Origin of the sequence: Gottfriedia acidiceleris, from assembly GCF_036421055.1 — a bacterium.
Classification (GTDB): Bacteria; Bacillota; Bacilli; order Bacillales; family Bacillaceae_G; genus Gottfriedia; species Gottfriedia acidiceleris_C.
In genome coordinates this window covers 26,239-39,120 of record NZ_JAZGQS010000003.1, presented here as the reverse complement: position 1 = coordinate 39,120, position 12,882 = coordinate 26,239, and the positions used below count along the sequence as shown (strand labels likewise).

The following is a 12,882-nucleotide window of genomic DNA, read 5'->3' as shown; positions in this document are numbered from 1 at the left end:
TAAAAATTTTCACAAAGTAGTTGATAAAATTCTACATTTTTATATTATAATTAAGTATTACGGTTCGTGAAAACTATACTTGTATAATAATTTTAACGAAGCTATAGAGTGATTATCGATAAAACATTATTGGTAATATAGTAAATATATAATATAAATCTATAAAAATATAGTATAAAATGTAAGAATTAGATTAGAATTACATAAAAAAAACAAAAACAGGAGAAATTTATTCTCCTGTTTTTGTTTTTAAATGGGTTCTTTTTATTATTTTTTAATAATGTTATTTTCGATAGATTTCGCAATCTCTTGAAGCGTTTCATTTGTGTATTTATTTTGGTTTGATAGCCATTTGACATCAAAGCCATCATTATTTCCGTATCTTGGTAAAATATGCATATGATAATGAAATACAGTTTGACCAGAAACTTCACCACTATTATTTAAAATATTTACACCTTGAACATTGAAAGTTTCTTTCATTGCATTAGCAATGTGAGGTACTTTTCGGAAGTATGTACCAGCCGTCTCTTCACTCATTTCGAATATGTTTTCAACATGATCCTTTGGAATGACTAAAGTGTGTCCTTTTGTAACTTGACTTAGATCTAAAAAAGCTAAAATATCATCATCCTCGTATACTTTTGAAGCTGGAATGCTACCTTCAACAATTTTACAGAAAATGCAATTAGCGTCATGTGCCATTTTTTATACTTCCTTTCACTTTTTTCCTTATTTTAACATAGGCGTAGGTTAAAGGGGAAATAGGGCCAGGAAAAAAAAAGAAGAAGCAACCTTAGTTGCTTCTTGATGAAGGGGAAAGACTATTAGAGTAATTATAAATTGTCTTTAATAGACACCTCATTTGCTTTAATGTTCAATAAATTGGTACACCTTATAAGAAATTTATATGCTCTGGTCGAGACACCTCATTTACAAATTGGTATACTAAAACCTTTGTTTATAAGTGATAATGTTCAAGCTAACCATCTCCTTGGATGTTTTCACTGCTGTTTTATACAACGATGTTTTATCAATGGAGAATTTTCACTTCAACAACTACCCTTGAATAGGTTTGAACGCAAATTAAATTACCTTTAACACACACCTCATTTCAAATTTTGAACTGGAAAGTGTGTTGCTTTCCCTTCAAGAATTATGATGCCCTGTATGAAAGTAAGTATGCAAAAGAAAAAAACTAATTAAAGTAGTGAAAGTAGGAAGAAAATTAAAAATCAGGAAATATAGGAAACAAAAAGGCTTAATAATGATATTTACAAACATGACATGATATATTTTTTTAAACTTCTTTTCAACAGCATAAAACAAGAAGCAACCTACGTTGCTTCTTGATGAAGGGGAAAGATTATTGGAGTAATATAAATTGTCTTTAACAGACACCTCATTTGCTTAAATGTTCAATAAATTGGTACACCTTAAAATAAATTTATATGCTCTGCTCGAGACACCTCATTTACAAATTGGTATACTAAAACCTTTGTTTTTAAGTGATAATGTTCAAGCTAACCATCTCCTTTGAATTTTCACTGCTGCATTATGCAACAATGCTTTATCTTGGGAGACATTTCACTTTAACAGTTATCTGGCACAGGTTTGAACGCAAATTAAATTACCTTTAACACACACCTCATTTCAAATTTTTGAATTAAAAAGTGTGTTGCTTTCCCTTCAAGAATTATGATGCCCTGAGGTCAAGAAAATATCCAAAAAAAATTAAAAATTTTATAAAGTAGCGAAGACAGGAGACATAATTAAAACGGAAAAGTAGAAGTTTGGTAAAGATCCCATTGGAAATTAGGAACTATAAAATGTATAGATAATAGAAGGAAGTAGTTAAAAAAGATTAACTATGGGAGAGACTTTAGGAAAATTTAGTAAAAATTTTTTAACGTCATAAAACAAGGAGCAACCAGTAGTTGCTCCTTGATGAAGGGGAAAGATGTTAGAAAAGATTTAGGTTAATAAGTTAAATTGTCTTTAACAGACACCTCATTTGCTTAAATGTTCAATAAATTGGTACACCTATAAATAAATTATATGTTCTGCTCGAGACACCTCATTTACAAATTGGTATACTAATGACCTTTGTTTTTATAGATCATGTTCAAGCGCACCATCTCCTTAGATTTTTGCATTGCTGCATATGACAACGATGTTAATCTTTGGAGATACCTCATTTCACTTAAACAATTATCTGACTCAGGTTTGAACGCAAATTAAATTTCCTTTAACACACACCTCATTTCAAATTTTGAACTAGAAAGTGTGTTGCTTTCCCTTCAAGAATTATAATACCCTTAACCTAAAATAGTATGCAAAAAAAGAAGGATTTTTTTTTAGCATTCCATAAATATGATAATAAGGAAGTTAAGATTATTATTTGATACAATAAATTTATAGGAAAAGTACATTTTGAAAGGATTTGTAAAGAATGACTTTATTGCATGTAAAAGATGTCACAGGTGGATACACTAGAGTGCCTGTCATTAAAGATGTCTCATTTAAGATAAATAGGAATGAGCTTGTTGGGTTAATCGGTCTAAATGGTGCCGGTAAGAGTACGACAATAAAACATATATTAGGACTTTTGAAACCATCTAAAGGTGACATATTAATTAATGGTGAATCGTTTGATAAAGATCCCACTACATATCGTGCTAGCATATCATATGTTCCTGAAACACCGATGATTTATGAAGAATTAACTTTACAAGAACATCTTGAAATTACAGCATTGGCATATAATATTCCTGAAAATGATTTTAAAAAACGTAGTGAAGAGCTATTAAAAACATTTAGATTACATGATAAAAGAAAATATTTTCCCTCGACATTTTCTAAAGGGATGAAACAAAAAGTAATGATCATTTGTGCCCTAATTGTCCAACCACAGTTATACATAATAGATGAACCTTTTTTAGGGCTAGATCCAATCGCAATAAATGATTTACTTGAGATTTTGAACAAAGAAAAAGAAAAAGGAGCAGGCATTTTAATGTCTACCCATATTTTATCGACTGCTCAAATTTATTGTGATTCATTTATTATTTTGCATGAAGGGGTAACTATAGCAAAGGGTACTTTAAACGAATTACAAACTCAATATAATATGCCAAATGCTTCATTAGATGAAATTTATATTTTTGCAACAAAGGAAAAAGAAATATGAGTACGATAAAAGGATTATGGTTAGCACGGTATAGGAGCTTTATAAAAGAAATGAGTAAATATGGTCATTATATTTTTAATGATCATATAAAATTTGTAATTGTTTTTGGATTTGGAGGAGGAGCATATTATTATCAACAAATGCTAAAAACAATTTCTCCAGACTTTCCGGCTATTTTACTAATCGCTATTCTTTTTAGTTTTCTTGTTGTAACAGGTCAAGTAATTACTTTCTTTAAAGGACCTGATTTGCAATATTTATTACCTTTAGAAAAAAAGATGAAAAGTTATTTTGTCCGCTCCTTTTTAATTACGTACATCGTTCAATTGTATTTAACGTTAATGATGTTAGGTGTGATTTATCCCATTTATAAGAAATTTTCACTAGGACAAACAACGAGTTTTATCGTCTTTATGGTAATCATTTTCTTATTAAAAGGATACAATTTATTTGTTTCATTCTTACATCTTACAAATAATGGTGTTTTAAACCGAGCTTTTGATTATTGTTTAAGGTTGCTAGGTACTTTCTTATTTATTTATGGTTTATTAAGTAAATGGAGCAGTTTTTTTCTTGTAATAATAATCGTCATTTTAGCTGTTTATGCATTATCTATTCAAATAGGTAGTAAAAATAAAAGAGTACAATGGGAAAGAAATGTTAAGCTTGATACTTCAAGATTAGCGACTTTTTATCGATTTGCGAATATGTTTACTGATGTGCCATCTATTCAACAACAAGTAAAACGAAGAAAATGGGCTGATCCAATCATTAATAAAATTAAAATGAGAAATGCTGCGAATTATTTACTAGTTCGTACATTTATCCGAAATGGTAACTATTTAAGTATGTTTTTACGACAACTTTTCGTAGGTGGGTTTGTAGTTTACTTGGTGCCAACTATTATTGGAAAAATATTGATTGGTATTTTATTTCTTTACGTAATTTCACTACAGAATATGACAATTTTAAAACAGTATAACTATCATTTGTTATGGAAAATTTATCCTTATACAAATGAAGAAAATAAAAAATCTATTTCGACACTTTTGTATATACTACTGGTAATATGTAGTCTAGTTTTTAGTATGATTGGTTTAATAAAGGGCTTGTCAATTTTAAACTTTATTATTGCAATCGTTGTATATACTTTATTTTCAATGTGGTTAATAAAATTTTATGTGCATAAAAGGTTAAGTAAGCCACAAAAATTGTAAAGGGTGGACAAAATGGATTCTTATGAACTTCGTATTCAATACGAACTATCTAGATGGAAACAAAAAGTAATGTCCGATTCGAATATTTTTCAAACTTCTGCAAAAAAAGTTCAGCTAAAGCTTCAATCATTATTACCAGAACAAATCCAAGATCTGCTAACAAAAACTGTTAAAAATATGATGGTTTTATTTATGGGAGGGTCGACTGTTTTTAATGGTAGTGGTGATGAGTATGAAGCTTTAACACTTAGAGAAAGAGATTTAATCTTAGATAAAAAGCTAAACGAGTACAAAAAGATTTCAGCTGTAGAAGGTGCTGGTACAGGAGCGGGTGGAATATTACTCGGTCTTGCCGATTTTCCGTTATTACTTGGGATAAAAATTAGGTTTTTAGTTGAGGCAGCAAAAATATATGGTTACTCACCTAAAGATGAGCATGAACGACAATTCATGCTGTATATTTTTCAACTTGCTTTTTCAAGTGATAGCCATCGGAAAAAAGTATTTCAAGTTATTGAAAAGTGGGAAGATAAAGTAGATGAAAATCCCCAAGTCAATTGGGAGCAATTACAACTAGAATATCGAGATCATATCGACTTAGCAAAACTTTTACAATTAGTCCCTATTATTGGAGCACCTGTTGGAGCTTATGTAAATTATCAACTTCTTGAACAATTAGGGGAAACGGCTAAAAATGCTTATCGAATGAGGTATATGAAGAAAAAGGAAGATATCTTCTAAAGAAGTTACATACGAAAAGGAGAACTATAAAGTTCTCCTTTTTCTTATTTTTGCTCAACTAATTTTTGTGATTGTTTTAATGAAGCTAATGTCACGGACCCTAATGTTTTTGCTGCAATTAGCATTGCTTTTTCGTCAAAATCAAATTTTGGATGGTGATGTGGGTATGCTTCTGTAACGTGAGGAGGTTTAGCTCCTGTGAAGAAGAACGTTCCAGGTACTTTCTGTAAGTAATATGCGAAATCTTCTCCGCCCATTTTAGGGTCCATTTCTTTTAATTGACTAACTTCATCAATTGATTCGGCTACTTTAACTAATAAATCAGTTTCCTTTTCATGATTTACTACCGGAGGATATCCATCATCGTACTTATATTCGTATGTAACATCATTTGCTAGACAAATCCCTTTAATAATTCTAGCTATTTGTTTTTTTACTTTTTCTTGAGTTTCCTTTTTGAACGTACGAACCGTTCCTATTAAAGTTGCTCGATCGGCGATTACATTAAAAGCATTTTTTGCTTCGAAACTTCCAATCGATAACACTACAGTGTCAATTGGATTTGTTTCTCGACTAACAACTTGTTGAAGTGCCATCACAAGTTGACTAGCAATTACAATACTGTCTTTTGTTCGATGGGGTTCTGCTCCATGACCGCCCTGACCTTGAATTGTGATTGTAAAACGATCAGCTGCTGCCATAATTGGTCCTTTTCGATAACCAATTGTTCCTAATTCTTCAATTGCCCATAAATGGGTACCGTAAACCTCATCTACACCGTCTAAACAACCATCAGCAATCATAGAAATTGCTCCACCTGGTGCATATTCTTCTGCATGTTGGTGTAGTAAGACAACCTGACCGTCCCATGAATCTTTTTGCTCTTGAAGTGCCTTTGCTAAATATAATAGCGTGGCAGTATGACCATCATGACCACATGCATGCATTACGCCAGGTACTTTTGAGGAATAAGGAACATTTTTCTCATCTTGAATAGGTAATGCGTCAAAATCAGCTCGTAAAGCGATTGTTTTTCCAGGGTTTCGACCTTTAATTGTAGCAACAACACCATTTCCACCGACATTTGATTTGAATGGAATATTTAATTGTTCATAAAAGTTTTGAATGAATTTTGCTGTCTCGTATTCTTTAAATGAAAGCTCTGGATTTTCATGTAGGTATCTACGTGTAGATACCATTTCCGGATAATATGAATCTAATAAAGAAAATAAATCTGACATTATTTCACCCTCCTACTTACTATCTATATAACCTATTCAAGAAATGTAATTGATATCCTTCAAAATATCTTCAATTAAGAAATGGCGAAAAATGTATTTCCAAGGAAATATCCATCGAAAAAAAGGAAATAATGACTTATTCGTGGGAATAAATGGATATACTAATTGCTATATGGTAAGAGAAATGAAGGTGAAATAATTGAAAAAATGGGGATATTTAGCAATAGGACTGTTAAGTGTCCTGTTAATTAGCTTTGTTGGATTTTTACTGATCGTTTTCTTAGGTAATTATGTTATAGATGAAGATAAGTTAGTCGTCCATTCATCATCGGAAATGGTAGATTTAGAGGGGAATTTTGTATCAAAGCTCTATAATGAAAATCATCAAATCATTTCAAGTAGTGATATACCGGATTATACTAAACAAGCTGTCATTTCAATTGAAGATGAACGCTTCTATAAGCATCATGGAATTGATACACAATCAATCTTTCGGGCTATAGTCAATGATATAAAAGCATTTAGTAAAGTACAAGGAGCGAGTACACTTACTCAACAACTGGCAAAGAATGTTTTTTTGACGAACGACAAAACATTTATGAGAAAAACAAAGGAAGTAATTATAGCAATTAATCTAGAAAGAAAGTATACAAAAGATCAAATACTTGAAATGTATTTAAATCAGGTTTATTTCGGTCACGGGGTGTATGGCATAGGCGGAGCTGCAAAATATTATTTCGGAAAAGATGTTAAAAATTTGACGATTGAGGAAAGTGCTTCGTTAGCAGCTTTATTAAAAGCTCCATCACATTATGATCCAGTCACACAACCAGAGCGATCTTTAGAACGTAGGAATCTTGTTCTATATAAAATGCTAGATACGCATTATATAACTGAATCTGAGTATCAGAAAGCTAAAAGCAAACCAACTGTATTACATATAACGGAACAAAAGTTTGAAAATGGATATGCTACATATATTGATATGGTGATAAAAGAAGCAAAAGAGAAATATGGCATTTCTTATGACCAACTTTTAAATGGTGGATACAAAGTTGTCGTTCCGATCCATAAAAAAACACAATTAACCGCCTATAAATATTTTAAAAATGGTAACTATTTTCCGGGAACTGATCAAAATGCTGAAGGAGCCTTCGTATTAATTAACTCTGAAACAGGCGGAGTAGAGGCAGCGATTGGGGGGAGAAATTACTATTTTCAAGGATTAAATCGTATTAACGTGAAAAGACAGCCCGGTTCAACAATGAAGCCTTTACTTGTCTATTCGCCTGCGCTTGAAACGGGAAACTATAATCCGTATTCTTTATTGCCAAATGAACAGAGTGCGTTAGGAGACTATAAACCGAAGAATTATAATGGAGTTTATACGAAAACGATTTCGATGTTTAATGCATTAATAGAGTCAGCAAATGTGCCGGCTGTTTGGTTATTAAATGATATTGGAATTGATAATGCAAAAGAGTATTTAGAAAAAATGGATTTGAATATTCCTGATAAAGGTTTAAGCATGGCGCTTGGAGGACTTAAGATTGGTTTAACACCATTAGAGCTAGTAAAAGCATATAGTGCCTTTGATCATGATGGAGATGCATTAGAGCCCTTTGTTATTAATGCAATTTATGATCGGAACAATGAATTAGTTGCCGAAGCGAAAATTAAGGAATACAAAGTGTTTTCATCACAAACCTCTTGGTACATGACAAAAATGCTTAAAGGTGTTGTAAATGAAGGGACAGCTAGTAGAGGAAGTTTTTCTGGAGATTTAGCTGGTAAAACCGGATCTACAAATATACCTGGCCAAACAAATGGAAACAAAGATGCTTGGTTTGTAGGCTATACACCAGACGTTGTAGGCGCAATTTGGATGGGCTATGATAAAACAGATTCACAACATTTTTTAAGAAATGGTAGTACATATCCAACCATTTTATTTAAAAAGATTTTAAGTGAAGCAGGAAGAGAACCATCTACCAAATTTAAAAAGCCAAAAAATATTGACGATTTAGAATCACCGATAAATTTAGAGCCTATTTCTAATGTTCAATCAAAAGTATCATTCTCTCCATTTGGATTATTTACTGTCGTTATTAATTGGAATGCACCTACTGACCACAGACAGCAATATCGAATCTATCGAGTGAAGAATGGCAAAGAAAAATTAGTAGATACTGTTACTGGTTTAGATGAGTACAAAGATTCCTTCGTAAATGTATTTAATGTTCCTTCTTATTATGTAGTACCGTACAATCCTCAAACAAAAGAAGAAGGTGATCGGTCTAAACTTGTCAAACCCAACATAAGAAATAAGGAATAGACATTTTAAGGCTCTCCTTCTTATCAAATGATTTGAAGGGGAGTTTTTTATTTCCTATTAAATCTAGGTTCGTAAAAAATTTATTTATTTCTTAAGTATAAAGTTTGAGCGATTAGATAACGATTAACCGAACATTAAAAAAAGAATTATAAAACCCCTTTATTCTATAAAAAGTATTAATAAATAAAGATTATTAATTCGATATTTTAGACATATTTTGATATAATTTTTAATGGGAAAAGTCTGGTAGTAAAATAGGCCTATTAATTGAGAAAAATTGTAAAATCAGTGAACATTATGTGTCAAAATTCGAGTTTTCTATACAATTAATGGTTCAATCAGTATATTTAATAGTAGAGTTTGGAAAAGCGAAAGGGAGACTTTGAAGGATGAAAAAAGATTTTAACGATACATTTCTTAAAGCGATTAGAGGAGAAGAAGTAACGCATACACCAGTTTGGTATATGAGACAAGCAGGGCGTTCTCAGCCAGAATACCGAAAAATAAAAGAAAAATATTCTTTATTTGAAATTACTCATCAACCTGAATTATGCGCTTACGTAACAGCGCTTCCAGTGGACCAATATAATGTTGATGCAGCTATTTTATATAAAGATATTATGTCTCCACTTCCTGCAATTGGAGTAGACGTAGAAATTCAATCAGGAGTAGGACCGGTAATAAGCAATCCTATTCGTTCTTTAGCAGATGTAAAAAAGTTAACTGATATTCATCCAGAAGAGCAACTACCTTATATTTATGAGACGATTAAATTATTAACAACAGAGGTTCTTTCTGTTCCATTAATTGGATTTGCAGGTGCACCTTTTACAGTTGCTAGTTATATGATCGAAGGTAGACCGTCTAGAAACTATAATAAAACAAAATCATTTATGTACTCAGAGCCAGAAGCATGGTTTGCTTTAATGGATCATTTAGCAGACATGACAATCAAATACGTAAAGGCTCAAGTTAAAGCAGGTGCAAGTGCAATTCAATTATTTGATTCATGGGTTGGTGCTTTGAATGCAAATGATTATCGCATTTATATTAAACCATGCATGGAAAAAATCTTTACAGCACTTAAAGCAGAACACATTCCAACTACTATGTTCGGAATTGGAGCAAGCCATTTAATTCATGAATGGAATGAACTACCTGTAGATGTAATTGGTCTAGATTGGAGAACTTCTATTTCAGAAGCTCGCTCATTAGGGATTACGAAAACACTTCAAGGTAATTTAGATCCTGCATTTTTATTAGCACCATGGGAAGTTATTGAGAAACGTGCGAAGGAAATATTAGATGAGGGTATGGCAAATCCAGGTCATATTTTCAACTTAGGTCATGGGGTATTCCCTGAAGTAAATCCTGATACTCTTAAACGATTAACAAGTTTTGTACATGAGTATTCATCAAGGGTTAAAGCTTAATATAAAAGGACTATGGTGATGACATGAAAGAAAAAATCGGTTTATTAGTTATGGCTTACGGCACGCCATATAAAGAATCAGATATTGAACGTTATTATACAGATATTCGTAGAGGTAGAAAGCCATCACAAGAGGCGCTAGAAGAACTAACAGAACGATATCGTGCAATTGGAGGAATCTCTCCTTTAGCAAAAATAACAATTGAACAAGCAAAAGCATTAGAAGACGATTTAAATAAGATCCAAGATAAAGTAGAATTCAAAATGTACATTGGACTGAAGCATATTGAACCATTCATTGAAGATGCAGTTGATGAAATGAAAAAAGATGGTATAACAAAAGCAGTTAGTATCGTACTTGCACCACATTATTCTACGTTTAGTGTAAAGTCATATAACGAACGTGCTGCAAATCATTCAGAAAAAATTGACGGACCAAAAATTATCCATGTAGATGATTGGTACAAAGAAGAACGATTTATTCAATATTGGGTTCGTGAAGTAGAAGCAATTCTTGCACCAATGAATGAAGAGCAACGTGTGAAAACGGCATTTATTTTTTCAGCGCATAGTTTACCTGAAAAAATTCTTAACTTTGGAGATCCATACCCAGAGCAACTTAAGGAAACAGCCGAGTTAGTCGTTTCGCAATCTGATATTCGTCATTATTTTCTAGGATGGCAAAGTGCTGGTAATACACCAGACCCATGGCTAGGACCGGATGTACAAGATTTAACACGTGAGTTGGATGAAAATTATGATTTTGAAACTTACGTCTACTTACCATTAGGATTTGTAAGTGAGCATTTAGAAGTACTATATGATAATGATATAGAATGTAAACAAGTAACGGATGAAATTCAAAAAGCATATGTTCGTCCACCGATGCCTAATACGGATCCATTATTTATTAGTGGGCTTAGTACGGTTGTACTAAGAAAATTAAACGAACAATAATATGGTTTTGAAATAGGAGGTAAAGAAGTGAATAAGAAGGTAGTCATTATTGGTGGCGGTATTACTGGATTGACATCTGCCTACTATTTAAAACAAGAAAAATTAAAAAATAATCTTCCAATTGATATTCAATTAATTGAAGGTTCATCAAGGCTTGGAGGAAAAATCCAAACAATTAGAAAAGATGGATTTGTTATTGAGCGTGGCCCTGACTCATTTTTGGCAAGGAAAAAGAGTGCATATCGATTAGCTGAAAACTTAGGTATCCAAGATCAAATCGTTTTTAACTCTGCAGGAAAATCCTATGTATTAGCCCATAATAAATTACATGGTATGCCAGAAGGTTCAAACATGGGAATTCCTACTCAAATCAAGCCTTTTATTTTTTCAGGTCTATTTTCACCAGCAGGAAAAATCCGTGCAGGTTTAGATTTTGTATTACCAAAAACACATGTCCAAGGGGATATGTCACTAGGTAAATTTTTTAGAAGAAGACTTGGTAATGAAGTAGTTGAGAATTTAATTGAACCCCTTTTATCAGGTATTTATTCAGGCGACATTGACCAAATGAGTTTAATGGCCACGTTCCCTCAATTCTTCCAAATTGAACAAAAACATCAAAGTATTGTTCTAGGTATGAAAAAAGAGATGCCTGTGAAGAAATCAAAAGGTCCGAGAAAAGGAATTTTCCAGACTGTAAGTACAGGTCTTCAAACAATTGTTGAACGAATTGAAGAAGAGTTAGATCAAGAGGAAGTTTTAAAAGGTGTACAAGTAGTTAATATAAATAAAATTGGAAAAAAATATGAGATAGTACTTAGCAATAATGAAAAGATAGAGTCAGATTCAATTATCGTTACTGTACCTCATCGTTTCATTCCACAATTATTTAACAATAAACCTGTATTTGAGCCTTTCAAAAAAGTTCCTTCTACATCAGTTGCGAATGTTGCACTTGCATTTCCAGAGCATGCAATTAAGAAGGATATAAATGGTACAGGCTTCGTTGTTTCACGTAATAATGACTATAATATAACAGCGTGTACTTGGACTCATAAAAAATGGGCACATGCTTGTCCAAAAGGTAAGGTACTATTACGTTGTTACGTTGGACGACCTTACAATAAAGAAATAGTCGATAAAACAGATGAAGAACTTGTTGAAATTGTTTTAGAAGATTTAAGAAAAACAATGGATATAACTGAAAAACCAGAGTTTTATATTGTTTCAAGATGGAAAGATGCTATGCCTCAATATACGATTAATCATAAAGAGCGTACGAAAAATATGGAACAATATTTACAAAAAGAAATGCCAGGTGTATCGGTAATCGGTTGCTCATTTTACGGGTCCGGCTTACCAGACTGTATAGATCAAGGTGAAAAAGCAGTTTCAGATACGATTGAATACTTATTCGCACATGAAAAACAAGCTGTTCGAAATTATTAAGGCTTTTAAAACATCTAGTAAAGAATAGAGCAACCAAAAAGTAGATCATTACTTTTTGGTTGCTCTTTTTATTATGACTCTGTACTAATAATAGGTTTAATAAGTTCATTAAGAAAATTGATGCTCCTAAAAGACTTCACTTAAAAACTATCTTTTAAGCAATTTGAACAAGTGTTACTGTAACAATCATGTTGTTCTTCGATAGTAGAATTACAGTGTTTACATATTTTCTTTGGTAATAGTTTTAAAAATTCGGACATTTTCACAAGCATGATACCCTCTCCTTTAGTTAACTTATTAGTATTGTATTACTACAACTT

General features: G+C 32.0%; 10 protein-coding genes. 7 read left to right on the top strand and 3 right to left on the bottom strand.

The genetic code is table 11. The annotated features are described in order from the left end of the window. Positions 1–267: 267 nt before the first annotated feature. Positions 268–705 (bottom strand): HIT family protein, encoded by a 438-nt coding sequence (locus RAH41_RS05025; protein WP_331221081.1) that lies wholly within the window; start codon positions 703–705, stop codon positions 268–270. Positions 706–2,452: 1,747 nt separating this feature from the next. Here RAH41_RS05025 and RAH41_RS05020 point away from each other — a divergent pair. Genes RAH41_RS05020 through RAH41_RS05010 form a run of 3 tightly spaced genes read left to right on the top strand, consistent with a single transcriptional unit; the run spans position 2,453 to position 5,148 of the window. Continuing rightward, positions 2,453–3,190, top strand: coding sequence for an ABC transporter ATP-binding protein (locus RAH41_RS05020; RefSeq protein WP_331221080.1), 738 nt, complete (start codon positions 2,453–2,455; stop codon positions 3,188–3,190). Next, positions 3,187–4,407 (top strand): ABC transporter permease, encoded by a 1,221-nt coding sequence (locus tag RAH41_RS05015; RefSeq protein ID WP_331221079.1) that lies wholly within the window; start codon positions 3,187–3,189, stop codon positions 4,405–4,407. Before RAH41_RS05020 ends, RAH41_RS05015 begins: the two co-directional genes overlap by 4 nt. 12 nt (positions 4,408–4,419) lie before the next feature. Continuing rightward, positions 4,420–5,148, top strand: a complete 729-nt coding sequence (locus RAH41_RS05010) for an EcsC family protein (protein WP_331221078.1) — start codon at positions 4,420–4,422, stop codon at positions 5,146–5,148. Positions 5,149–5,192: 44 nt separating this feature from the next. On the opposite strand, the gene RAH41_RS05005 is transcribed toward RAH41_RS05010, so the two are convergent. Beyond that, positions 5,193–6,392, bottom strand: a complete 1,200-nt coding sequence (locus RAH41_RS05005) for a M20 family metallopeptidase (RefSeq protein WP_419471569.1) — start codon at positions 6,390–6,392, stop codon at positions 5,193–5,195. 196 nt (positions 6,393–6,588) lie between these two features. Between RAH41_RS05005 and RAH41_RS05000 the strand changes: the two genes are divergently transcribed. From RAH41_RS05000 to hemY, 4 genes are all read left to right on the top strand, one after another. Then, entirely contained in the window at positions 6,589–8,724 is a 2,136-nt protein-coding gene (locus RAH41_RS05000; protein WP_331221076.1) for a PBP1A family penicillin-binding protein, read from the top strand. A 389-nt stretch (positions 8,725–9,113) separates the two neighbouring features. Beyond that, positions 9,114–10,157 (top strand): uroporphyrinogen decarboxylase, encoded by a 1,044-nt coding sequence (gene hemE, locus RAH41_RS04995; protein WP_331221075.1) that lies wholly within the window; start codon positions 9,114–9,116, stop codon positions 10,155–10,157. Positions 10,158–10,180: 23 nt separating this feature from the next. After that, on the top strand, positions 10,181–11,113 hold the full coding sequence (hemH, locus tag RAH41_RS04990) for a ferrochelatase (protein WP_331221074.1): 933 nt from the start codon (positions 10,181–10,183) through the stop codon (positions 11,111–11,113). A gap of 27 nt (positions 11,114–11,140) precedes the next feature. After that, positions 11,141–12,562, top strand: a complete 1,422-nt coding sequence (hemY, locus tag RAH41_RS04985; protein WP_331221073.1) for a protoporphyrinogen oxidase — start codon at positions 11,141–11,143, stop codon at positions 12,560–12,562. 140 nt (positions 12,563–12,702) lie between these two features. On the opposite strand, the gene yhfH is transcribed toward hemY, so the two are convergent. Beyond that, entirely contained in the window at positions 12,703–12,822 is a 120-nt protein-coding gene (gene yhfH, locus RAH41_RS04980) for a protein YhfH (RefSeq protein WP_419471568.1), read from the bottom strand. Between the last annotated feature and the right edge of the window lie 60 nt (positions 12,823–12,882).

Coding starts and splice junctions, on each gene's coding strand:
- RAH41_RS05010 (WP_331221078.1), top strand. CDS start 4,420: ATGGATTCTTATGAACTTCGTATTCAATACGAACTATCTAGATGGAAA.
- RAH41_RS05025 (WP_331221081.1), bottom strand. CDS start 705: ATGGCACATGACGCTAATTGCATTTTCTGTAAAATTGTTGAAGGTAGC.
- yhfH (WP_419471568.1), bottom strand. CDS start 12,822: ATGTCCGAATTTTTAAAACTATTACCAAAGAAAATATGTAAACACTGT.
- hemE (WP_331221075.1), top strand. CDS start 9,114: ATGAAAAAAGATTTTAACGATACATTTCTTAAAGCGATTAGAGGAGAA.
- RAH41_RS05015 (WP_331221079.1), top strand. CDS start 3,187: ATGAGTACGATAAAAGGATTATGGTTAGCACGGTATAGGAGCTTTATA.
- RAH41_RS05020 (WP_331221080.1), top strand. CDS start 2,453: ATGACTTTATTGCATGTAAAAGATGTCACAGGTGGATACACTAGAGTG.
- hemH (WP_331221074.1), top strand. CDS start 10,181: ATGAAAGAAAAAATCGGTTTATTAGTTATGGCTTACGGCACGCCATAT.